This is a genomic window from Neobittarella massiliensis (ex Bilen et al. 2018), from assembly GCF_014269355.1.
Lineage (GTDB): Bacteria > Bacillota > Clostridia > Oscillospirales > Ruminococcaceae > Neobittarella > Neobittarella massiliensis.
Genome location: NZ_JACOGI010000001.1, coordinates 439,884 through 461,769, shown reverse-complemented (window position 1 = coordinate 461,769; position 21,886 = coordinate 439,884). Strand labels below are relative to the sequence as shown.

Genomic DNA, 21,886 nt, shown 5'->3' with positions numbered 1-21,886 from the left:
AAAGGCACGCACATATGCGAATGTGCGCATATACCGGATAGTCTTGTATAACGGTTTTCCCCGGCAGTAGAGACTACTGATCAGAGGTGTGGCAGGAAGTATATGGCGGACAAGCCTTGCTACTTAGGCGACCGGCCTTATTTTTTAAGTGTAACACGGTGGCGGTACGGGTTGGGCGGCAGATATTTTGCCGGGTGCGCATGGCCATTTTTTGCTGTGTGGGCTGGGTACTGGCGGGGGCTACTGGTCGGGGGTAGCGCTTTGGAATACCGGTAACTCAAGGCGGGCATGCGTATATATGCATTGCGAATAATCCTGTATAAAACAGTTTTTTCCGGCAGCGGAAACTGTCGGTCGGGGGTGCGGCCGCTGGTATATGGGTGACTAGACAGCGGTCAATGCTTTGCGATTGGACGACCAGCTTTATTTTTTAGTGTACACGGTGGCGGTACGGGGTGAGTGGCAGATGTTTTGCCGGGCGCGTCAGGATGCTTTTTTACTGTTCGGGCTGAGTAGTGGCGGAGCTGCCGGCCGGGGTGATGCTTTGGGCACTGGTAACCTGAATCAGGCACATATACGTATTACTGGACAATCTTGTATGAAACAGTTTTTTCGGCGGTAGAAACTACCGGCTAAATGGCGCGGCAGTGGGTATATGGCAGTCAGGCGGTGGACGGATCTTGCTACTTGGGCGACCGACCTTATTTTTTAAGTGTAACACGGTGGCGGTACGGGTTGGGCGGCAGATGTTTTATCGGGATGCGCATGGCCGTTTTTTGCTGTGTGGGCTGGGTACTGGCGGGAGCTACTGGTCGGGGGGTGGCGCTTTGAAGTGCCGGGGCCAAAGGCGTGCACATATGCGAATGTGCGCATATACCGGATAGTCCTGTATTACAGTTTTCCCCGGCGGTGGAGACTGACAATCGAGACAGCAGACGGGCTTTTGTGTTTGGGCGACTAGCTTTTTTAGTATAACATAGTGGCAGTACGGGGTGAGTGGCAGATGTTTTGCCGGGATGCGCATAGCCGTTTTTTTGCTGTGTGGGTTGGGTGCTGGCGGGGCTGCTGGTCGGGGGTAGCGCTTTGGAATACCGGTGACCCAAGGCGGGCGTACACGTATTTATACCATGACAGGCGATTTTTATAAAATAGCCCTCCCCGACGATAAAAACTGCTGGCCGGGTAGCGCGGCCGCGGCTATATGGGGGACTAGAAGGCGGACGGGCCTTGCCACTTAGGCGACCGGCTTTACTTTTGATCTAACACGATGGCGGTACGGAGGGCGCAGTAGGCATTTTGTCGGGGGCTCATAGCCGTTTTTTGCTGTGTGGGCTGGGTACGGTCGGGGGTACGGCCGCTGGTATATGGGGACTAGATGGCGGTCGGGGCTTTGCTACTTAGGCGACCAGCTTTATTTTTTAGTGTACACGGTGGCGGTACGGGGTGGGTGGCAGATGTTTTTTCGAGTGCGCCCGGATGCTTTTTGCAACGTGTGGGCTGGGTACTGGCGAGGCTGGCGGTCGGAGGTGCTTTGGGACACCCGTGCCAAAAGCGGGTGTACATATGTATACGCTATTGTATAATATTTCGTATATTTAAAATATTTTTGCATTTTTATTGACAAATTATGAATTGTATAGTATATATATTCATATACCAACACACAGAGGAGGGCACCTTTTTGAAGACGATACACGGTGATACCAACATGGGCGCAAGATATCCGCTACCGAGATATGACCGAGCCCCCGCTATGAGACTGCGAAGACGGCATTTTGTGCGACTGTAGGGTATAAAATGAGAGCCGGCAGCCGGGCAGCTGGCCCGGCGCTGTAGAGATAGAGGAGAGAGAACTGTGAAAAAACATTTGCTGAAAGTACTGACTTTACTCATGGCAGCAGCTGTGCTGCTCTGTGCCTGCGGCGACGGCAAAAACGCCGCCGACAGCGGTGCGCAGGAGAGCTGGCAGAAGCAGCTCATTAGCAAAGACAAGCTGGTGGTGGGCATGTGCAGCGACTACCCGCCCTACGAGTCGCTGAATGCCAGTGGTGAGATAGAGGGCTTTGACGTGGACATGGCCAAAGAGCTGGCCGAACTGATGGGGCTGGAACTGGAGATCAAACAGATGGAGTTCTCGCAGATCGTGACGGCGGTACAGATGGGCCAGGTGGATATTGGTGTTTCGGCTTTTGCCTACAAGGCAGACCGCGACGTACTGTTTAGCGACCCCTACATCGAGACCGACCAGGTGATGGTGGTGACCAAGAACTCGGGCATTACCCAGTTGTCGCAGCTGGCGGGCAAAAAGATCGGCGCCGGTACCGGCACCAGCTGTGAGGAGGCGGCCATGAAGGCGGTGCCGGAAGGTGTGTTCTCGAACCCCGGCGACTACAACATCATGTTCGCAGCGCTGCAGAGCGGGGCCATCGACGCGGTGGCCTGCAACGACCAGGTGGCCAAGGGCTATATTTCTGCCAACGACGATCTGGCGCAGATCGAGGAGATCATGGCCACCGAGGGCACCCACGTGATCGCCATGAAGGGCCACGATGACCTGATGGGGGCGGTAAACGAAGCTATCGGCAAATACATGGGCTCGAGCGCTTACACCACGGCACTGGAGAAATGGGAGATCGGCCAGGAATAGGACCGATACAAAAAAGCATCTATTCACAATACACATATTGCCAACCCGGCAGCAGTGTGCTATGATAGCTATTGCTCACGCGGAGGGCTGCCCGTTCGTAGGAAACGGTTAGGCTGGATAAGGTGACAGGTTGAGATACCTGCTGCTTTACCCGGCCTTTTTTGACGCCCATGGGCGGGAGAGCAGCAGGGCAAACACGGCCCCGGCGCCACTGGACAGGACATATGGCACCGGGGATATTGGGAGGAGGACGAGGATGGACCTTTTACACCAAGATGTAAGACACATTTATAAAAAGTACCTGGCGGCCGCTTTTGGCAGCGCCATGATCGGCTCGATCTACGGGCTGGTGGACATGGCGATGGTGGGGCAGTACCAGGGGCCCATAGGTACAGCGGCGCTGGCGGTGGTGGCCCCCATCTGGAACATCATCTACAGCCTGGGCCTGCTGACCGGGATCGGCGGGTCGGTGCTGTACGGCACGGCCAAGGGGCGGGCGAGCCGCGACGGTGAGCGGGAAAACGAGTATTTTACCGCCGCCTGTATCGGCACTGCGGTACTGGCGGCGGTGTGCTGGGCGGCAGTGGTGCTGTTTGACCGGCAGCTGCTTGAGCTTTTTGGCGCCAGCGGCGAGATACTGCCCATTGCGCGGCAGTACCTGCTGCCCATTAAATTTGTGGTGCCGCTATACATGGTAAACCAGATGCTGGCTGCCTTTTTGCGCAACGACGGAGCGCCGGGATTGGCCACGGCGGCGGTGCTGGCCGGCGGGGCGGTAAACGTTGTCGGCGACTACGCCTTTGTCTTTTTGCTGGACATGGGCGCAATGGGTGCGGGCCTGGCTACGGCGCTGTGCGCGGTGCTGACTACCCTGGTGATGGCGGTGCACTTTTTTACCCGCCAAAACACGCTGCGGCTGGTGCGCACCGGCCAGCTGGGGGACAAGCTGCGCCGCATCGGCACCACCGGGTTCTCGACCTTTTTTATCGATGTGGCCATGGGCTTTTTAACCATGCTCTTTAACCGCCAGATCATGCGCTATTTGGGTGCGGATGCGCTGGCGGTATACGGGGTGATCGTGAATATCAGCACCATCGTGCAGTGCTGTGCCTACAGTGTGGGCCAGGCGGCACAGCCCATATTTTCGATCAATTACGGCGCCGGCAATTGGCAGCGCATGCGGCAGGTGCTGCGCTACGCACTGTATACAGTAGCGGTGTTTGGACTGGCGTGGACGGCGGTGATGTGGCTCTTTCCCACCGGTCTCGTGCGCATTTTTATGGCCCCTACCCCGGCGGTGCTGCAGATTGCGCCGAGCATCATGCGCTGCTACGGGATCTCGTTTTTGCTGCTGCCGCTGAATGTGTTCTCGACCTACTACTTTCAGTCGCTGATGCGGCCGCGGGCCTCATTTTGGATATCGGTAGCTCGGGGGGCGGCGGTGAGCGGGGCGCTCATCTGTGTTTTGCCGGCGGTGTTTGGACCGGCAGCGCTGTGGCTATGCATGCCGGTGACCGAGCTGGTGGTGGCGGTGGCAGCCATTGGGCTGATACGCATCTATACCCGGGCGCTGACCGGAGAACCGGCGACGGCGCGGCAGCGGTGAGCGCTGCTGACGGCGGGATACCGAGGGGGGACTGCGGGCCGCGGGGCCGGGTGGTCTCCCCTCCCCTATTTATATACAGCGCCTACTGCCGGGTGGCGGTGACAGTGACGGGGCAGATATGGTGTGCCACACCCGGGGAAGCTGCGCCTCATGGTGGCGGGGGCGGCAATAGCCGGCGGCCGGCGGGGCAAATACCCGGGCAAAAGTGGCCGGGTGGGGGGCAGCTAGCGGCAGTGCGCCCACTTTGCTGTGTGCAGGATCTGAAAACAGCAGATATGTGGGGGTATAAAAATACTGGGCGCGGCCGCAAAAAAATTATTGCCAAAAGCTGTAACGAAAGCGGCGCTGGGACGTCTAACCGGTGAGACTGGCCGGAGAGGAGGTGGTGATTTGGATACTGAGTTTGAGCAGCTCTACAACACCTACTACATGCAGGTATACAGTTATGTGATGACCCTGGGCAAAGACCGGCAGCTGGCCGAGGAGATCACTCAAAAGACTTTTTTTAAAGTGATGACCACCGCGCACGGCTACCGCGGTGCGGCGGCCACGCTGACCTGGCTGTGTGCTATAGCTAAAAATCTGTACCTGGACTTTTGCCGCAAACGACGGCGGGACGGCGACCTGCCAGAGCAGGTGGCGGCGGACGGCGACATGGCCGAGGCACTGGCGGACGAGGAACTGTCGTTTCGCATCCACCAGGTACTGCACCAGCTGGAGGAACCGTATAAAGAGGTGTTTGGGCTGCGGGTGTTTGGCGAGCTGCCGTTTAAAAAGATCGGTGCTCTGTTTGAAAAGAGCGAGAATTGGGCCCGGGTGACCTATCACCGCGCCCGACTGAAGCTGCGCGAGAGGATGGAGAGCGAATGAGATATTCCTGTGAACTGATAAAAGACCTGCTGCCGCTGTATTACGACGGCGCCTGCAGCGCGCCGAGCAGGGCGGCGGTAGAGGAGCACCTGGCCGCCTGCCCCGCCTGCCGCCAGACGCTGGCGGCGATGGGCGAGGACCCCTACAGCGGCCAGTTGCAAAGAGAGCGGGAGCAGGTGATCGCGCACTATGGCGACCACCTGAAAAAAAAGGCGGTGCTGATCGGCGGCTGCGCGCTGTTGGTACCGCTGCTGGCCTGCCTCGTGGTGAACATTGTCACCGGCCATGCGCTGGACTGGTTTTTTATCGTGTTGGCGGCGATGGCGGTATTTGCCTCGCTGACGGCGGTACCGCTGCTGGCTGTGCGAAAAAAGGGATTGTGGACGCTTTGCGGCTTTACCTGCAGCCTGCTTGTACTGCTGCTTTGCTGCTGCCTGTATGCCGGCGGCGACTGGTTTTGGGTGGCGGCGGTACCGGTGCTGTTTGGACTGGCGGCGGTATTTTTGCCGATGGTGGCAAGACAGCTGCCGCTGCGCGGAGCACCGGCGCGGCACCGGGCACTTTTGGTGATGGCGGTGGACACGCTTCTTTTGTACGCGGTGATCGCGGTGTGTGGGGCCTACAGCGGGGCGGCGGGCTACTGGCGGCCGGCGCTGCTCATCACTACCGTGTGCGCGCTGTTTGCCTGGCTGCTGTTTTTGGCCATCCGCTACCTGCCGGCCAGCGGGCTTACCCGGGCCGGCATCTGTACAGCGGCAGTAGCGGTATTTGGCAGCACCATCCAGGACGTGATCTTTTGGATCCTGTACGGAGAGCGGGAGCTGACTTTGCTGCAGGCCGACCTGTGGCACTGGCACACCGACGCGCTGGTGAATGCCAACACCTACCTGCTTATTTTGCTGGTGGGCGGCGCGGTGGGGGCGGCGCTGATAGCGGCGGGGCTGCTGCGCCGGCGGACGCCCAAAAAGCGGTGATCGCCGCCACAGGGCAACAGACAGAAAAAAAGGGGCGAGCGCAAAAATATGCGCTCGCCCCTTTTGGGTGCCGGCTAAAAACATGCGGGCCGAGGTACAGGGACGCGTGTGTGACCTGATCACAGCGCGGCATTTAAAAAGTGGTACAATGTAGACAGTGGCGGGCGATCGGCCCCCACCCCAGAGACAAGAGAAGGAGGCAGCAACATGGCTGTAACTGTTACGAGAGAAAATTTTGCGCGCGAGGTACTGCAGGCCGACCGGCCGGTACTGGTGGACTTTTGGGCCAGCTGGTGTGGCCCCTGCCAGATGCTGGGACCCATTATAGAGCAGGTAGCCGCCGAGCGCCCGGACGTAAAGGTGTGCAAGATAAATGTGGATGAACAGCCCCAGCTGGCCAGCCAGTTTGGCGTGATGAGCATACCCACGCTGGCGGTGATCAAAGACGGGCAGACGACACAGCAGGCGGTGGGCTTTCGCCCCAAGGCGGCGGTGCTGGCGCTGTTAGACGGTAAGTGAGCGCAGCTTTTCGCGGTCGGTGATATCGATGCCGCCGCGGCCGTGGGTGACGATACCCTCAGACGCAAAGTACTTGAGCATGCGGGACACCACCTCCCGCGCGGAGCCGGTGTATTTGGCGACCTGCCCCTGGGTGAGGGGCAGGTGGGTGCTGCCGGTCTTGACCATCTCATCCCACAAGAAGATGGCCAGGCGCTTATCGTAGCTCATGAACAGGATCTGCTGCATGACCCACATGACGTCGGAAAAGCGGGAGACGGCCACGCCGAGGGCAAAATTCTCCACCTCCAGCTGGCGCGCGGCCAGTTGGGCAAAGGCGCCGCCGGCTATGATGTGGCAGCAGCTCTCTTCCTCGGCGTCGATGAGCACGTCGAAGGTGATGGCCTGCAGGACGCAGGAGGCCGAGAGCATGCACAGGTCGCCGGGGTACAGCCGGTAGAGGGTGACCTCGCGCCCCTCTTCGCTGAGCAGGTAGGCGCGCACGCAGCCGCTTTTGACCACGATGCAGCCGGTACATTCGCCGCTGCCGCCGTGGATGTTTTGCCCCTTTTGGTAGGTGGCGGTGGCGGTGTGCTGGCAGAGAAAGCGCTTTTCCGCCTCGGGCAGGCCGGCCCAGAAGGGAAAGGTGCGGGCAAAGAGCTGATAACAGGCGGTGTGTTCCAAGGTGTTCACTCCCCTTTTGGTGTTAAAATAAAGCAGATGGCACAGACTTTTTAGGCGCGGGTAGCCGGTAGCAGCCGGGTGCGCCGGCGAGTATGGCCGCAAGCGAAAAAAGGGACCCTGCCGGGCGGCTGTATCGCCGCGGGCGGCAGGCAGACAGATATGGAGGAAAAATTATGAAAACAGTGATCATTGGCGGAGTGGCCGGCGGCGCATCGGCGGCGGCCAGACTGCGGCGGCTGGATGAGCAGGCCGAGATCGTCGTGCTGGAGCGGGGGGATTTCGTCTCGTTTGCCAACTGCGGTCTGCCCTATTTTATCGGTGGGGAGATCACCGAGCAGAGCGCTTTGACCTTACAGACGCCCCAGAGCTTTAAGGCCCGCTTTCATGTGGACGTGCGGGTGAGGAGCGAGGCGGTGGCCATAGACCCCGCGGCCAAAGAGGTGCGGGTGCGCGACCTGGCCGACGGCAGCGAGTACCGGGAGCGCTATGACGCGCTGATCCTCTCGCCCGGGGCGGCGCCGCTGATTCCGCCGCTGGGGGATGTAGAGTCGCCGCGGGTGTTTACGCTGCGCAACATCCCCGACACGCTGGCTATCCAATCGTTCATCAAAGAGCGGGCGCCGCGCCGGGCGGTGGTGGTGGGCGGCGGCTACATCGGTGTGGAGATGGCCGAAAATCTGATGAGAGCCGGGCTGGAAGTGACTGTTGTTGAGCTGGCCGACCACCTGATCGCGCCGCTGGACCTCGACATGGCTGCCGACGTGCACGCCTACGCCGAAACAAAGGGGCTGCAGCTGCTTTTGGGGCGGGCGGTCAAGCACATCGCCGACACCGGCAGCCAGCTGCAGATAGAGCTGGACAAAGGCAGCCTGACTGCGGATATGCTGCTCCTCTCGGTGGGGGTGCGGCCGGACACTGCGCTGGCGGCCGATTGCGGCATTGACGTAAACGCGCGGGGCGCTATCGTGGTGGATGCGGCGATGCGCACCAACCTGCCGGATATCTACGCGGTGGGCGACGCGGTACAGGTGACCGACCTGGTGACCGGGGAGCCGGCATTCATCCCCCTGGCCGGGCCGGCCAACAAGCAGGGGCGCATTGCCGCCGACAACATCTGCGGACTTGCGAGCAGCTACCGGGGGACGCAGGGGTCGGCGGTGTTAAAGCTGTTTGACATGACGGTGGCCACCACCGGCCTGAGCGAGACTGCCGCCCAGAGGGCGGGGCTTTGCTACGACAAGACCTACACCTACTCGGCCAGCCATGCCGGCTACTACCCCGGCGGCAGCAGTATGTCGATCAAGGTGCTGTGGGAAAAAGGGTCGCTGCGGCTGCTGGGGGCGCAGATCGTGGGCTTTGACGGCGTGGACAAGCGGCTGGACGTGCTGGCTACCGCGCTGCGGCTGGGGGCCAAGGTCACCGACCTAGCCGAGCTGGAGCTGTGCTACGCACCGCCGTTTGGCAGCGCCAAAGACCCGGTGAACATGGTGGGTTTTGTGGCCGAGAACATCGTCACCAGCAAGGTAAAACAGTTCTTTTGGCACGACGTGGCCGACCTGCCCCGCGACGGCAGCGTGACGCTGCTGGACGTGCGCACCGACACCGAGCGCGCCCGCGGACACATCGACGGCTTTTCGCACATCCCGCTGGACAGCCTGCGCCAGCGGCTGGGCGAATTACCGGCGGGCAAGCCGGTATATGTCCACTGCCACAGTGGGCTGCGCAGCTATATCGCCTGCCGGCTGCTGGCGGGGCACGGCTTTACCTGCTACAACCTGGCCGGCGGCTGGCGCCTTTACGAGGCAGTGACCCAAAACCGCCAGGTGCCGCCCTACATCTGCACCCAGTGCAAATAGCCACCTACTGCAAAGCGTATCCGGCAGCTGCCGGATACGCTTTTTTAGTAGCGCGCCCCCGCCCGGCCGATGAGGGCCCGGGCCCGCTCCAGGTCGTTTTTGTGGACGTAGACGCCCCGCTCGCCGCCGGGGTAGTCCCGGCTGGTAAAGTCGGGGCCGTTTTGCTGCAGGATGCGCACGGTGTAGGGGATGCTGTTTTGCTTTAAGATATCCAGTATCCGCCAGTACTCCTGTTGGGAAAAGGTGACGCACAGTTCGCGGCGGTTAAAGATGTGCAGCATGGAAAAGCCCCCCTACTTCTGCCCACGGTTTTTTCGTATTCTCTCCCAGTAGGCCTTGGCGGCCTGCTCGACCTTGTTCTCGCCGTACTGGTAATAGGTGGTGCCGCGCAGCGCATCGGGCAGATACTGCTGGGGCACGTAGTGGTCGGGGAAGTCGTGGGGGAACTGGTAGGTGAGACCGCGGCCCATTTTTTTGGCGCCGCTGTAGTGGGCGTCTTGGATGTGGGCGGGAATGTCGCCGGTGCGGCCGGCACGCACGTCGGCCAACGCGGCCTGGATGGCTGCATTGGCGCTGTTTGACTTGGGGGCGGTGGCCATGACCAGCGCCGCCTGCGACAGAGGGATAGAGGCCTCGGGCAGGCCCAGCTGCAGGGCGCTGTCGACGCAGGCCTTGACGATGGTGATGCACTGGGGGAAGGCCAGACCCACGTCTTCGCTGGCGATGACCAGCAGCCGCCGACAGGCCGAGAGCAGGTCGCCCCCGGCCAGCAGCCGTGCCAGATAGTGGACGGCGGCATCGGGGTCGGAGCCGCGGATGGACTTTTGCAGGGCGCTCATCACGTCGTAGTGGACGTCGGCGTCGCGGTCGTAGCGCATGGCGCTGCGCTGGGCCACCTGCTCTGCCTGCTCGAGGGTGATGGTCTTGCTGCCGTCATCGCCAAAACCGGCGCCGGCGGTCAGCAGCTCCACCGCGTTGATGGATTTGCGCACGTCGCCGCCGCAGCTGACGGCGATGTAGTCGGCCACCTCGTCGGGGCAGTGGACCGGATAGCCCAGCTGCTCAGACAGCACCGAAAAGCCGCGCAGCACCGCCCGCTTGACCTCGGGCGGGTCGACGGGCTTAAACTCGAAGATGGTGCTGCGGCTGAGGATGGCGTTGTAGACGTAAAAATAGGGGTTTTCGGTGGTGGAGGCGATGAGGGTGATGGAGCCGTCCTCCAAAAACTCCAGCAGGGTCTGCTGCTGCTTTTTGTTGAGGTACTGGATCTCGTCGAGGTACAGGATGACGCCGTCGATACCGGAGAAGGTGTCGAGCTCGGCGATGACGGCCTTGATATCGGCGGTGGAGGCGGTGGTGCCGTTGAGCTTGTGCAGCCGCTTGTGGGTGTTTTGGGCGATGATGCGGGCGACGGTGGTCTTACCCACGCCGGAGGGGCCGTAGAAGATCATGTTGGGGATGTCGCCCGACTCGACGATGCCGCGAAACATCGAGCCCTTTTGGAGCAGGTGCTGCTGGCCCACCACCTCGTCGAGGGTGGTGGGGCGGATGCGGTCGGCCAGTGGCATGGTGTATCTCCCTCCTATGAAAAATAGCCGCTTTGCGACTAGGCGCGGCTGGCGCCGCTCTCTGTATGGAGCCCTGGGCCCATACAGGATATTTTTTGAAAACGCCGGTAGCTGGCTACTGCCAGCTGTACTGACGCACCCAAGATCTGGCAATCTTGGATCGGCTATTATAAAAAATACGTGCGGGGCGCTTTTTAAAGTACAGTGGCGGGTCGACGCCGGGCGGATGGCGGATATTGCCGGCAGCGGCCCGGCGGCGCCAAAAAGGCGCGGCAAAACCGGTGTTTTGCGCGCCTTTTGGCTGTTTTTATGGGGCTGGGGACCCTTTTGCCTGGTGTGCCAAAGGCGCGCGGCCGGCTGTTGCCGGTGCGAGCCCCCATCTTAAAAGTGCCGGCTACTGCCGGGTCGGTGCTGTGCCCGGTACTGCTACTGGTACAGGGGGTACTTTTTACACAGCGCCTCGACCTGGGCGCGGATATCGTCGGCGCTGTTTGCAAAGTCGGTGGCGGTGCGGTACATCAGCTCGGCGATGGTGGTCATGTCCTCTTCTTTTAGGCCGCGGGTGGTGACCGCCGGGGTGCCGATGCGCACGCCGCTGGTGATAAAGGGGCTTTTGGGGTCGAAGGGGACGGCGTTTTTGTTGACGGTGATGTACACCTCGTCCAGCCGTTTCTCGAACTCCTTGCCGGTGATATCGAAGTTTTGCAGATCCAGCAGGATGAGGTGGTTGTCGGTCCCGCCGGAGACCAGGTGAAAGCCTTTATCTAGCAGCGCCTGAGCCAGCGCGGCGGCGTTTTTGACCACCTGGTGCTGGTACTGGGCGAACTCGGGCCTGAGGGCCTCGCCGAAACAGACGGCTTTGGCGGCGATGATGTGCTCGAGCGGGCCGCCCTGGATGCCGGGGAAGATGGCCTTATCGATCTTTTTGCCCAGCTCCTCGTCGTTAGAGAGGATGAGGCCGCCGCGGGGGCCGCGCAGGGTCTTGTGGGTGGTGGAGGTGACCACGTCGGCAAATGGAACCGGCGAGGGGTGGTCGCCGCTGGCGACCAGACCGGCGATGTGGGCCATGTCGACCATCAGGTAAGCGCCGACCTCTTTGGCGATGTGGGAGAGCTTTTCAAAATCGATGATGCGGGGGTAGGCGCTGGCACCGGCCACGATCATCTTGGGCTTTTCCTCCAGGGCTATGCGGCGAACCTCGTCGTAGTCGATGCGGTTGTCGTCGCGGGTGACGCCGTAGGAGACAAAGCGGAAGTACTTGCCGGAGATGTTGACCGGGCTGCCGTGGGTGAGGTGGCCGCCGTCGGCCAGGCTCATGCCCAAAACGGTGTCGCCGTGCTGCAGCAGGGCGAAGTAGACGGCCATGTTGGCCTGGCTGCCCGAGTGGGGCTGCACGTTGGCCCACTTGGCTGAAAACAGCTGCTTGGCGCGGTCGCGGGCGATGTTCTCGACCACGTCGACGCATTCACAGCCGCCGTAATAGCGCTTGGAGGGGTACCCCTCGGCGTACTTGTTGGTGAGCACGGTGCCCATGGCTGCCATCACCGCGGGGGAGACGATATTTTCTGAGGCGATGAGCTCGAGGTTGCGGCGCTGGCGGGCCAGCTCCTGCTCCATAGCGCGGCCCACCTCGGGGTCGGTCTTTTCTACAAAGCCGATGGTGTCCATCATGTTTTCAAACATTGGGGTACCTCCTATAAAGTGTGATTGTTGCAGGAGCAAGAGGTGTGTGGGGCAAACTGGGCCCACTCTCTCCCCGCCCTGTAAGTATAGCACAAAACCGGCGCGGCTAAAAGCGGCGGCTCTAGCCGCGCAGCAGGCGCACCAGCAGGCTGTGCTGGTTGACGACCATGGGGTACTGGTCGGGGAACATGGTGAACATGCGCACCAGCCAGACGATGATGATAGCCATGCAGACGGCCATGTAGAAGTGGATGTCGCGGTACAGCCGGCGGCCCTTTTTGCCCCGCAGCGCCGAGATGCCGGCTACCACCCCCGCTGCCAGCAGCAGGTAGATGGAGGGATTTAAGGTAAAGGCGGCGCCAAAATCCAGCCGCAGCAGCGCCCAGCCGGCGCGGGTCATGCCGCAGCCGGCACAGGGCACGCCAAAGGTGGCGTAGATGGGGCACTGGTAGTGGCCGGTGACGATGAGCAGTGCCAGCGCCGCCGACACCGCCAGCGCGCCGCCCCACACCAGCAGTTTGCGCCGTTTGGCCATAGGACTCTCCCCCCCTCTTTTTTATGCGTTTGATACCGGCCGGTACAGCCGGCGGCACGGCGGCCGCCGATCGGCTGATCTATGATAGTATAGCACAAAAGGCCACTGCCGTACAGCCGCCAAACGGTGTGGCCCGGCTGCAAAATAGGGCGAAAAAGGCGATAAAAACAGACCTGGGGCTTTACTATAGTGTACTTTTTTGGTATAATTTAAACAAGTTTTGCAGATAGATCTAAAGGAGTGGACGACTATGACGAAAAAACAGCGGGCGCTGGCGATCGTACAGCGCCTGATCGAGATCTACCCCATGTCGGAGTGCTCGCTGGAGTACGACGAGGCCTACCGGCTGCTGATCGCGGTGCGGTTGGCCGCCCAGTGCACCGACGCACGGGTGAACACGGTGACCCCTATTTTGTTCCAGAAGTTTCCCACCCTGCAGTCGCTGGCTGATGCCACGGTGGACCAGGTGGCCGAGATCGTACACCCCTGCGGGCTGTACCGCTCGAAGGCCAAAGACATTGTGGCCTGCTGCAAGATGTTGGTGGAGCAGTACGACGGCAAGGTGCCCGACACCCTGGAAGAGCTGCTGAAGTTGCCGGGGGTGGGGCGCAAGACGGCCAACCTGATCGTGGGCGACGTGTACGGCAAGCCGGCGGTGGTGACCGACACCCACTGTATACGGCTGTGCGGCCGCTTTGGGCTGACCGACAGCAAGGTGCCGGTAAAGGTGGAGATGGACCTGTGGAAGCTGCTGCCGCCGGAGGAATCGAACGACTTCTGCCACCGGTTGGTGTATTTTGGCCGCGACCGCTGCACCGCCCGCAGCCCCCAGTGCGAGGGCTGTCCGTTGGCCGACCTGTGCAAAAAAGTGGGGGTAAATATCCCCAAAAAGGCGGCGGGCAAAAAGAGCACCGCCAAAAAAACTGCCGCTGCGGTGGGGCGGTAGAGCTGCTGGAGATCACACACCGCTGCTGCCGCACCTGGTGGAGAGACCAGTTGTCGGGCAGTTTACCGGCGTCGGTACCGGCGCTGACGAGGGCCGCGGCAGGGCTGTTGAGCGGCTGATAGGATACCGGTGAGCTTTATATGAGCGACAAAGCGGCCACCCGCGGCCATGATTTGTACGCGGTGGCGAAGAGGTATCGGCGGGTCTGCATATCAGTGGGGCTGATACCGGCCGGCTGCTGCCGACGGGCGGCCAGCCGGTGCGACTTGCAGGGCCGCTGCCGCACGCCCATAAAAACGGCTGCTCAACAGGACAGAGATCGCGATCTGCTTATAGAGGACAGCGCTGTGGTCGCCGCCGTGACGCTGTTTTTTATTTTGGTAGGAGATGTGTGCGGTTTAAAGAGTTGTCTCCTGCTCCACGGCAGAGCACTGCCAGCTGTTGAGGTACCCGGTACCGGGATGGACTATTTTGTACAAGGTACCGGGTAGCGGCCTTTACTGCGAACACGTAAGGGGGAAAACGCTTTTTTTGGGGGTAGCTTTTTTACCCGAGAGAGCGGTACTGCGTTGATCGGCCGGCCTGTAACGGCAGATAGGGCAAAGCCGCTGCATGCTGTGTTGGACCTGTAAATCGCTTAAGCGACCGCGCATGATTAGCGATACCCCTGTAGGCAACTGCGTATTTTTGTAAAAAAGGTACCTGTGGCCTGTGGCAGCATATGCACCTTGACCGAATTGACCAAAAAGCAAAAAGAGGGAGATACCGCTCGATCGGTATCTCCCCTTTTTTATTGCCCGTTATATTTGGAGCTAGAGAGCCGGTATAACATGCCCCAACGCCCCCCACGGTGATGGTGGGACTATCAGCGCACCAGGGCCAGCGTGCCCCGGTCGTCGGCAAAGCCGGTGGTGCTGTAGAGCACCAGCAGGTCGGTGATCTGGTGGTCGGCGACATACTGGGGCACCGAGCCGGTAAAGGCGCGCAGGTCGATCATGTGCAGCTGCTGGTAGTGGGCGGCGGCCAGCGGGGCAAAACAGTTGGCAAAAGAGTCTTTGACGATGAGCAGGCGGCGGCCGTTGTCCAGGCCGGTCTCTACCTGTACCAATGGATAGTTGCCGCCGAAAAACACGCCGTAATCGTCGCCGGAACCGAGTTTTTGGAGATCGTAAAAGCCCACCTGCCAGCTGGCGCCACCATCGACGCTGACCGGGCACCGCTCGAGGCCGCGGGGGGTGTAGAGCTCGACTTTGTCGGGGCGGCCGCCCAGGCGGACCTTAGACCAGCTGGAGCCCCAAAAATCGTGCGGGCTCGGGGTGACGGTGATCTGGTCTTTTGACAGCGGGGCAAGACCCATGCTCTCGGCCCAGACGGTATAGCTGTAATAGGCGCCCAGCGTGGTCCAGTGGTGGTCGGTATAGTAGTAGACGGGCTGGTCGCTGTGGGCGACGAGCTGGGGGCAGACGTCGACAGTCAGGCCGGGCGGCAGGTCGCGGGTGAGCGCCTGATAGAGCTCTTTTTCCTGCTGGGGACCGGGGGCGAAAGCCGGCAGCCGCTGCGGCCAGACCCGCACCGCGCTGGGGGCCAGCAGCACCCGCACCCGCTCAGCGCCCAGCTGCTGGGACATGGCCCCGGCAAACTGAGCCAACCGGCGGCTGTTTTTTTGCAGCTGCTGGGCATCAGGCGCCGCCGGAACTGGCAGCAGCGTTTGCCGGCGGCCCAAATAGACACCTTTTAGCTCGCGGCTGCCCAGCAGGTACTGGCTGCGCCCGCTCACCTCTACCAGCAGCGGGCGGGCGATGAACTGGTCGTCGAGATAGGTCTGGTACGCCTGGGTGTAGCTGCCGTTTTGCAAGCCCTGCCAGCTGAGCGTGGGGCGCTGGGCCAGCGGGCGCTTTAGCTCGGCAGAGAAAGCGCGGTCGGGGCGCAGCAGGTCGAGGGCGGTGATGGCAAGCAGTGCCGCCATAAAACAGAGCGCCGGCAGCGCGGCGGCTTTTTTGTGGATCATGGAGGTCTCTCCCCTTCTGCGCTGTCAAAAGCGAAAGTACAAAAACGGGTTGTAGCCGGCGCCGACCAGGTAGGCGGTACCGAGCAGCAGCAGCGCCACACAGCCGACGCCCTGTAGTGCCCCGGCACCGACCGGGCGGCACCGGCGCAGGCGCGCCCACCAGCGGGCCAGCGGGCGCGGCAGCGGGGCGCAGCAGAGCAGCGCGAGCAGCAGGACGGCGCCGTACTGGGTGAGGTAGTACCAGTCGGCAGAGGCGGCCAGCGCCGAGCCGGAAAGACCGAACATAGCCGCCACCCAGCGCAGCCCGCGGCCGATATCATCAAAGGCAAACAGCGCCCAGCTGACCGCCACTGCCGCCAGCGTATAGAGGTGCCCCAGTGCCGGGCAGCGCTGCAAAAGCGGTAAGAGCAGCAGCTTTTCGAGTATGAGCAGCAGGCCGAAATAGCCGCCCCACACCAGAAAATTGAGGCTGGCGCCGTGCCACAGGCCGGTGAGCAGCCACACGGCGGCGATGTTTAACAGCCAACGGGCCCGGCGGCAGCGGGAACCGCCCAGCGGGATATAGAGATAGTCGCGAAACCAGCTGCCCAGCGAGATGTGCCAGCGGCGCCAGAACTGGGTGATGCTGGTGGCCAGATAGGGGTGTCTAAAATTTTCTGCAAAGGTAAAGCCGAACATGGCGCCCAGGCCGATGGCCATATCGGAGTAACCGGAAAAATCGAAATACAGCTGCAGACCAAAGGCGACGGCCCCCAGCCAGCTGCCCAGCACGGTGGGGGCGCCTGCTGCCGACAGGCGCCCAAACAGCGGGCCCAGACTGTTGGCAAGCAGCACCTTTTTGCCAAGGCCCACACAAAAGCGCCAACAGCCGCCAGAGAGACCGGCCGCGGTGACGGTGCGGTGTTTGAGCTGAGGCGCTATGTCGCGGTAGCGCACGATGGGGCCGGCGATGAGCTGGGGAAACAGGGCGATATAGGCGCCCAGATCGACGATATTAGTTTGAGCTGGTACCTGACGGCGGTACACGTCAACCACGTAGCTCAAGGCCTGAAAGGTGTAAAAGGAGATGCCGATGGGCAGCGCGAGGTGGGGCACGGCCACCGGCAGACCGGCACCGCGCAGCAGCGAGGCCGCCCAGGCAGCGTATTTAAAGACAAGCAGCAGCGCCAGCTCGCACCCCACCGAGGCCCCCAGCGCCCATTTGGCCGCCCGCGCCCGGCCGCGGTGCAGCAGCGCCGCTACCCAGCGCCCCTGCAGGTAGCACAGGCCGATGGTGGCGGCCATGAGCGGCAGGTAGACCGGCTCGCCCCAGGCGTAAAAAAATAGGCTGGCAGCCAGCAGCAGGGCATTTTGGTGTTTTTTAGGGCACAAAAAAGAGAGGAGCAGCACCGCCGGCAAGAACCGGTATAAAAATACCAGGCTGCTGAATACCACGGCGATCTCCTCCCCTCACAGGCGGTATGGCGGGCGGCGGCTGTCTGCTCTACTGAAAGCTGGCCTTAATGGCGTCGACAGCCTGCTGATTTTGAGCGGCAAAATAGGCGGTGGTCTGCTCATCGTCCATCTCCTGCTCGACGGGCGGGTAGGCCCCCAACAGCACCAAAAAGACGTAATCGCCCTGGGCGAATACCTGGGTGGCGGGGATCTTGAGCGCGTTTTGGGGGTAGTTCATGGTGTTGTCGAGCATTTTTTGCCGGTAGGCCTGCAGCGCCTGCAACACCTGTTGGGTGTGGCCGGCGCTGGCGTGTACGCCGATAAAGAGGTCGACATGGGCGCTCATCAGCGGGCCCTCGGCCAAGACATGGTCGTACAGAGACGGCGACAGGCCGTACTGCTCTTCGAGCAGGTCGGCCGGTATCTCGGCGCTGGGGATATAGTTTTCGCCCAGCAGCTGGCGCGCGGCCTCCCTGGCCTTTTTGAGCTGGCTGTCGGCGCCGGCATAGCTGCCGGCAGACGGCGCGGAGGAACTGCTGGCAGGGCTTTCAGCACCGCTTTGGCCGCAGCCGGCAAACAGGTACAGGCAGCACAGGGCCGCCAGCAAAAGGGGTAGTGCTCTTTTCATCGAGATCGCTCCTTTTTACACGTTTTCACCGTATAGGTTGCCCGGTCGGCATGGGTCTCATACCGGCCGGGCACCGAGAGGCCATTGTACCATGGGCGATAGGGGCCGTCAACAAGTTACTGGCGGCGGGTGCCGAAAGCGCCGTTTTGCACGCCGTGCAGGTAGCCGAGCGCCCCCTGCTGCTGGCAGCTGTCGTAAGAAAAGCCCTGGGCGGCGGCCACGGCGGCGGCCGCCTGGGAAAACAGCTCGGCGGCGTTAAAGAGCGCCTGCCAGATGGCCTCTTCGTCCAGCGGCGGGTAGGTGCCCGCTAGCAGCTTTTGCCACGCTGACGGCAGGTTTGCGGGCAGGTACTTACAGCACTTGCCCATGCTGGCTTTAAAACCGGTGCGCTGGCCGACCCACCAGCAGAGCATGCGCAGCAGCATGGGGCGCACGCCGAGATTCAGCTGGTCGATGGCGTAGAGCAGCTCGCCCCGCCACAGGCCTTTGGCGACGTAGGTGCTGACCCACCAGAACTCGTTGCAGCAGCCGTGGTAGCCGGCAGCGGTGGGGGGCTTTACCCAGTAGTCGCGGTCGGTGGCGGGAGCAGGCGGCGGGAGGATGCCGTCTTTATCTAAAAGCGGCCGCACGATCTTGTCGGCGGTGTAGTGGCTCTTTACCAGGCTGGGCGCCAGCAGTGTGAGATCGATGCGCACCCCGTCGCGAAACTGCATCAAAAAGGCGTAGCGTTGATCGGGATCGTGCCCGTCGGGGAAGATGGCGGGGTCGTCGGGCTGCTGCATGACGGCGATCTGGCCGAAGTTGGCGATCCAGCTGGTGTCTCCCCGGTAGGCGGCGATCTTATCGGTGACATAGACCACGTCGTAATCCATAAAATCGTCCTGCGGGGCGTTGGGATTGGCTCTGGAGCCGTTGAGATAGACGGCGCGGATATCGGCCCGGTCGCGGGCAAACTGTAAGATGGTGTAGTACATCTGTTCGGGTGTGCGCATGGAGATCCCTCCTTTTTTGGTGGTGCCGTCAGCGGATGTTTTTGCAGGGCGCGCGCAGAGCGGCAGGGCCCGACGGCTGTGTATACGCCGCTTGCCGGCGCTGGCGTATGGCGGCTTTTACAGCGCGATCCTGCTCTGCCGCCCGGTTTAGGTTCGTGACACGCCCGGTGTTATGCCCCCGATATCTAGTCGAAGTAAAAGAGCTCCTCGAACTTTTTATTTAGGGCGATACAGAGGATCAGCGCCAATTTGGCGGTGGGGTTAAACTGCCCGGTCTCGATGGAACTGATGGTGTTGCGCGACACGCCCACCATGTCGGCCAGCTGCGACTGGCTGATACCGAGCGCCGTACGCGCCGCTCTCAGCCTGTTTTTTAAGACCAGTTCGCTCTTCATGCGGCTACCTCAAAAAGGAGAGGACAAAGCTGAGCAGCGATGCCAGCGACGCGATGGCACCGCAGACCGCGGTGATGAGATAGGCTTTATTCTGGGTGAATTTGTATTTGGGGTAGGCCTCGGCCGCCGTGAACGCCCAGAACATGGCAAACGGGGCGTAGTTGTCTTTTCCGTGAAACAGGTTAAAAAGAACGATCAGGATAAATACCACCGCAAAGGCGAGAAAGCCTATTTTGCGGCCTGTGTCCTCGGCGTGCTGAAAACCCTCGTCGGCATTTTCCTGGCGGCTCTTTTGCAAGATCTCTTCTCTGTCCATCGATAGGTCCTCCTGTTATACCAAGTTTTCTTGTCAAAGCCATTGTAACTGTGCCAAGTTTACTTGTCAAGAATTTCCGCCAAGTTTTCTCTGCAAAAAAATAGGGATAAGATCTCTCTTATCCCTATCGCTATACGGTGTGGTGGCTGACATTGGCTGGGCCGGGCCCAGCCGAACAGAGACTTTGCGTGCCGGCGCCGAGCGGGCACAGGCACATCAGGCTTTACCCGTATCCCGCTGCTGTTTTTCACTGGGCGGCTGCAGGCCGGCCTGCTCGACTTGCAGCAGCCGACCGGGCAGCACCCGCACCAGCAGCACCGCGCAGAGTACCAGCGTGGCCAGTTCGGATACCGGCTTAGCCAGCCACACGCCGTCGAGACCCAGGGCAAACGGCAGAGTGAACAGGCTGGCCAGCATGAAGATGACCCCTTTACAGACCGACAGCAGGTTGGCGCTGCCCGAGCACTCCATAGCCTGCAGCAGGGCGATGGTGGCCAGGTTGACCGCCATGGTGATGAAGGCAAAGCTGTAGAGTCGCAACCCGTGGGTGCCGATGGCGATGAGCCCGGTCTCGCCGGCTTTGGCAAAGGCGCCGATGACCTGGCTGGGGATGAGCTCGAACACGCCGAACAGCAGCAGGCCAAAAGCACCGGCAAAGAGGTAAGTGATCTTGATGGCCTTTTTGACCCGGGCGGTGTTGCCGGCACCGCAGTTGACCCCCACCATGGGCTGGGCCGACTGGCCGATGGAGTTGGCCAGCGAGAAGGAGATAAAATCGATGTTGGAGATGACCGAGTAGGCGGCCACCGCCAGCGCCCCGCCGCCGGGTATCTTTAGCAGGATAGAATTGTAGCAGAAGATGGAGAAAGAGGACGCCACCTCGGACACGCAGGAGCCGAAGCCGTTTTTACACACCCGGGGCAGCCAGCGGAACATGCTGCGGGAGGGCCGCAGGTGGATCTTGTTCTTTTTGCGCCAGAAATGACTGCAGTTTACCAGCAGCCCCACCCCCGGCGCCAGGCCGGTGGCCAGCGAGGCGCCGAACACGCCCCAGTGCACCACCATGACCAGGATATAGTCGAACAGGATATTAAAGCCGTTGGAGGCGATGGTGGCATACATGACGGTGCGGGGATCGCCGTCGACCCGGATGAAAAAGCCGATGATCTGGTTGGCAATATACAGCATCTGGGTGGCGGTGAGCGGGATGAGGTACTGCTTGACGCCGTCGAACAGTTCCTCGGACGCGCCGAGAAAGTGGGTGATGGGATCTAAAAACAGCAGGCCGAACACGGTGATGAGGCCGCCGATGATGAGGCCCACCGTCATGCAGACCGAGAATATCTCGGTCTGGGCGCGGGTGTTTTTGCGGCCCATCTCGATGCCGAGGATGGTGCAGCCGCCGATGCCCAGCAGCAGCGACACGGCACCGCCCACGATGACGAACGGCAGCGCCAGACTGAGCACCGCCAGCCCGTCGCTGCCCACCCCTTTGCCGACAAACAGCATATCGACAAAGGCAAAGGTCGAGACCGACAGAGTCCCCAGCATGGTGGGTATCAGGTAGCTGACAAACTGTTTGAGGATAGGGCCCCTGGTCAAGTCTTTCTGTTTCAAAAAAGCACCTCCAGATCCTTATAGCGGCGCGACGCCGCCAATCTTTATACAACTGTAACGCATTGTACCATATTGTACGAACCAGTGCAACCGGAGCGGCCGATCCCGTGTATTTTGCCGGGAAGTACCGGCCGCGGCGGCTTGGAACAGCTGCAGACAAAACGAGAGCGAGCCGCCGTCCGGATGGGGCGGCGGCTCGCTTGGCAGTTTCTTTTATTTAAAAAGGCAGACGACAACGCTATTTTTGCACCGGTTTTTTCTGGGCCAGGCGGTCCATAAAGCGGCTGGCGGTGATGACGGCGCGGGTGTGGCTTCCCTCGCCGATGGGGCCGAACTCATCCTGCGCGCGCAGGGTGAAGGTGGCCTTTTTGCCGTCGAATGAGAGCAGCTCGGCGGTGGCGGTGACAGTGACGCCAACCGGGCTGGCGGCATTGTGCCAGACCTCGATCTGGGTGCCTACCGAGGTGTCGCCGTCGGGCAACTGCTGCTGGAGCAGCTCGGCGGCGGCTTTTTCCATCAGGGCGCTCATGGCCGGGGTGGCAAATACCTCCAGGCTGCCGCTGCCCATAGACAGGGCCGTTTTGGCGGCGGTGACGGTACAGCTGACTGTGTGGGTGGTGTTTGACATG

General features: G+C 61.3%; 20 protein-coding genes. 7 read left to right on the top strand and 13 right to left on the bottom strand.

What is annotated here, in order from left to right; all coding sequences use genetic code 11:
• Positions 1-1,855: 1,855 nt before the first annotated feature.
• The 5 genes from H8K20_RS02190 to trxA all read left to right on the top strand — a co-directional run bounded on the left by H8K20_RS02190 (position 1,856) and on the right by trxA (position 6,616).
• Positions 1,856-2,647 (top strand): substrate-binding periplasmic protein, encoded by a 792-nt coding sequence (locus H8K20_RS02190; protein WP_154865853.1) that lies wholly within the window; start codon positions 1,856-1,858, stop codon positions 2,645-2,647.
• A gap of 256 nt (positions 2,648-2,903) precedes the next feature.
• On the top strand, positions 2,904-4,253 hold the full coding sequence (locus H8K20_RS02185) for an MATE family efflux transporter (RefSeq protein WP_154865854.1): 1,350 nt from the start codon (positions 2,904-2,906) through the stop codon (positions 4,251-4,253).
• 429 nt (positions 4,254-4,682) lie between these two features.
• Positions 4,683-5,123 (top strand): RNA polymerase sigma factor, encoded by a 441-nt coding sequence (locus H8K20_RS02180; RefSeq protein WP_154867115.1) that lies wholly within the window; start codon positions 4,683-4,685, stop codon positions 5,121-5,123.
• Positions 5,120-6,097 carry a zf-HC2 domain-containing protein gene (locus H8K20_RS14155; protein ID WP_207721441.1) on the top strand — a complete coding sequence of 326 codons (978 nt, stop codon included), beginning with the start codon at positions 5,120-5,122 and terminating at the stop codon, positions 6,095-6,097. Before H8K20_RS02180 ends, H8K20_RS14155 begins: the two co-directional genes overlap by 4 nt.
• A gap of 207 nt (positions 6,098-6,304) precedes the next feature.
• Positions 6,305-6,616, top strand: coding sequence for a thioredoxin (trxA, locus tag H8K20_RS02170; RefSeq protein WP_105203535.1), 312 nt, complete (start codon positions 6,305-6,307; stop codon positions 6,614-6,616).
• Here the strand turns inward: trxA and H8K20_RS02165 are convergent.
• Positions 6,602-7,288, bottom strand: a complete 687-nt coding sequence (locus tag H8K20_RS02165; RefSeq protein ID WP_370738796.1) for a Crp/Fnr family transcriptional regulator — start codon at positions 7,286-7,288, stop codon at positions 6,602-6,604. The two genes, trxA and H8K20_RS02165, sit on opposite strands and share 15 nt — an antisense overlap.
• A 164-nt stretch (positions 7,289-7,452) precedes the next feature.
• On the opposite strand from H8K20_RS02165, the gene H8K20_RS02160 reads away from it, so the two are divergent.
• A complete protein-coding gene (locus H8K20_RS02160) occupies positions 7,453-9,135 on the top strand; it encodes an FAD-dependent oxidoreductase (RefSeq protein ID WP_186487338.1) in 1,683 nt (560 codons plus the stop codon).
• A 44-nt stretch (positions 9,136-9,179) separates the two neighbouring features.
• Here H8K20_RS02160 and H8K20_RS02155 read toward each other — a convergent pair whose 3' ends face one another.
• From H8K20_RS02155 to H8K20_RS02140, 4 genes are all read right to left on the bottom strand, one after another.
• Complete coding sequence (locus H8K20_RS02155) at positions 9,180-9,416, bottom strand: hypothetical protein (protein ID WP_105203532.1); 237 nt, start codon at positions 9,414-9,416, stop codon at positions 9,180-9,182.
• 12 nt (positions 9,417-9,428) lie between these two features.
• Positions 9,429-10,703 carry a replication-associated recombination protein A gene (locus H8K20_RS02150; protein ID WP_154865857.1) on the bottom strand — a complete coding sequence of 425 codons (1,275 nt, stop codon included), beginning with the start codon at positions 10,701-10,703 and terminating at the stop codon, positions 9,429-9,431.
• A 426-nt stretch (positions 10,704-11,129) separates the two neighbouring features.
• Entirely contained in the window at positions 11,130-12,386 is a 1,257-nt protein-coding gene (gene glyA / locus H8K20_RS02145) for a serine hydroxymethyltransferase (protein WP_186487337.1), read from the bottom strand.
• A 121-nt stretch (positions 12,387-12,507) separates the two neighbouring features.
• A complete protein-coding gene (locus H8K20_RS02140; RefSeq protein WP_105203529.1) occupies positions 12,508-12,921 on the bottom strand; it encodes a DUF2752 domain-containing protein in 414 nt (137 codons plus the stop codon).
• 250 nt (positions 12,922-13,171) lie between these two features.
• Between H8K20_RS02140 and nth the strand changes: the two genes are divergently transcribed.
• The gene (gene nth, locus H8K20_RS02135) at positions 13,172-13,867 is read left to right on the top strand and encodes an endonuclease III (RefSeq protein WP_186487336.1); all 696 of its coding nucleotides are present in this window, start codon (positions 13,172-13,174) and stop codon (positions 13,865-13,867) included.
• Positions 13,868-14,732: 865 nt separating this feature from the next.
• On the opposite strand, the gene H8K20_RS02130 is transcribed toward nth, so the two are convergent.
• The 8 genes from H8K20_RS02130 to H8K20_RS02095 form a co-directional block, all read right to left on the bottom strand.
• Positions 14,733-15,875: a DHHW family protein gene (locus tag H8K20_RS02130; protein ID WP_186487335.1), complete on the bottom strand. Its 1,143-nt coding sequence runs from the start codon at positions 15,873-15,875 to the stop codon at positions 14,733-14,735.
• Positions 15,876-15,899: 24 nt separating this feature from the next.
• The gene (locus H8K20_RS02125; protein WP_186487334.1) at positions 15,900-17,309 is read right to left on the bottom strand and encodes an MBOAT family protein; all 1,410 of its coding nucleotides are present in this window, start codon (positions 17,307-17,309) and stop codon (positions 15,900-15,902) included.
• Positions 17,310-17,358: 49 nt separating this feature from the next.
• Positions 17,359-17,937, bottom strand: coding sequence for a DUF4358 domain-containing protein (locus tag H8K20_RS02120; protein WP_186487333.1), 579 nt, complete (start codon positions 17,935-17,937; stop codon positions 17,359-17,361).
• A 116-nt stretch (positions 17,938-18,053) separates the two neighbouring features.
• Positions 18,054-18,929, bottom strand: a complete 876-nt coding sequence (locus tag H8K20_RS02115) for an aminoglycoside 6-adenylyltransferase (protein ID WP_186487332.1) — start codon at positions 18,927-18,929, stop codon at positions 18,054-18,056.
• 185 nt (positions 18,930-19,114) lie between these two features.
• Positions 19,115-19,324: a helix-turn-helix transcriptional regulator gene (locus H8K20_RS02110; RefSeq protein ID WP_105203521.1), complete on the bottom strand. Its 210-nt coding sequence runs from the start codon at positions 19,322-19,324 to the stop codon at positions 19,115-19,117.
• A 4-nt stretch (positions 19,325-19,328) separates the two neighbouring features.
• Positions 19,329-19,640, bottom strand: coding sequence for a DUF6442 family protein (locus tag H8K20_RS02105; protein WP_154865865.1), 312 nt, complete (start codon positions 19,638-19,640; stop codon positions 19,329-19,331).
• A 216-nt stretch (positions 19,641-19,856) separates the two neighbouring features.
• Positions 19,857-21,257: an MATE family efflux transporter gene (locus H8K20_RS02100; RefSeq protein WP_105203519.1), complete on the bottom strand. Its 1,401-nt coding sequence runs from the start codon at positions 21,255-21,257 to the stop codon at positions 19,857-19,859.
• A 238-nt stretch (positions 21,258-21,495) separates the two neighbouring features.
• Positions 21,496-21,885, bottom strand: a complete 390-nt coding sequence (locus tag H8K20_RS02095) for a thioesterase family protein (RefSeq protein WP_186487331.1) — start codon at positions 21,883-21,885, stop codon at positions 21,496-21,498.
• Position 21,886: the final 1 nt, after the last annotated feature.

Excerpts from the sequence above, each read along its gene's own strand:
- H8K20_RS02120 (WP_186487333.1), bottom strand. The coding sequence starts at position 17,937 with ATGAAAAGAGCACTACCCCTTTTGCTGGCGGCCCTGTGCTGCCTGTAC.
- nth (WP_186487336.1), top strand. The coding sequence starts at position 13,172 with ATGACGAAAAAACAGCGGGCGCTGGCGATCGTACAGCGCCTGATCGAG.
- H8K20_RS02160 (WP_186487338.1), top strand. The coding sequence starts at position 7,453 with ATGAAAACAGTGATCATTGGCGGAGTGGCCGGCGGCGCATCGGCGGCG.
- trxA (WP_105203535.1), top strand. The coding sequence starts at position 6,305 with ATGGCTGTAACTGTTACGAGAGAAAATTTTGCGCGCGAGGTACTGCAG.
- H8K20_RS02130 (WP_186487335.1), bottom strand. The coding sequence starts at position 15,875 with ATGATCCACAAAAAAGCCGCCGCGCTGCCGGCGCTCTGTTTTATGGCG.
- glyA (WP_186487337.1), bottom strand. The coding sequence starts at position 12,386 with ATGTTTGAAAACATGATGGACACCATCGGCTTTGTAGAAAAGACCGAC.
- H8K20_RS14155 (WP_207721441.1), top strand. The coding sequence starts at position 5,120 with ATGAGATATTCCTGTGAACTGATAAAAGACCTGCTGCCGCTGTATTAC.
- H8K20_RS02150 (WP_154865857.1), bottom strand. The coding sequence starts at position 10,703 with ATGCCACTGGCCGACCGCATCCGCCCCACCACCCTCGACGAGGTGGTG.
- H8K20_RS02095 (WP_186487331.1), bottom strand. The coding sequence starts at position 21,885 with ATGTCAAACACCACCCACACAGTCAGCTGTACCGTCACCGCCGCCAAA.
- H8K20_RS02155 (WP_105203532.1), bottom strand. The coding sequence starts at position 9,416 with ATGCTGCACATCTTTAACCGCCGCGAACTGTGCGTCACCTTTTCCCAA.
- H8K20_RS02140 (WP_105203529.1), bottom strand. The coding sequence starts at position 12,921 with ATGGCCAAACGGCGCAAACTGCTGGTGTGGGGCGGCGCGCTGGCGGTG.
- H8K20_RS02185 (WP_154865854.1), top strand. The coding sequence starts at position 2,904 with ATGGACCTTTTACACCAAGATGTAAGACACATTTATAAAAAGTACCTG.
- H8K20_RS02110 (WP_105203521.1), bottom strand. The coding sequence starts at position 19,324 with ATGAAGAGCGAACTGGTCTTAAAAAACAGGCTGAGAGCGGCGCGTACG.
- H8K20_RS02180 (WP_154867115.1), top strand. The coding sequence starts at position 4,683 with ATGCAGGTATACAGTTATGTGATGACCCTGGGCAAAGACCGGCAGCTG.
- H8K20_RS02105 (WP_154865865.1), bottom strand. The coding sequence starts at position 19,640 with ATGGACAGAGAAGAGATCTTGCAAAAGAGCCGCCAGGAAAATGCCGAC.
- H8K20_RS02115 (WP_186487332.1), bottom strand. The coding sequence starts at position 18,929 with ATGCGCACACCCGAACAGATGTACTACACCATCTTACAGTTTGCCCGC.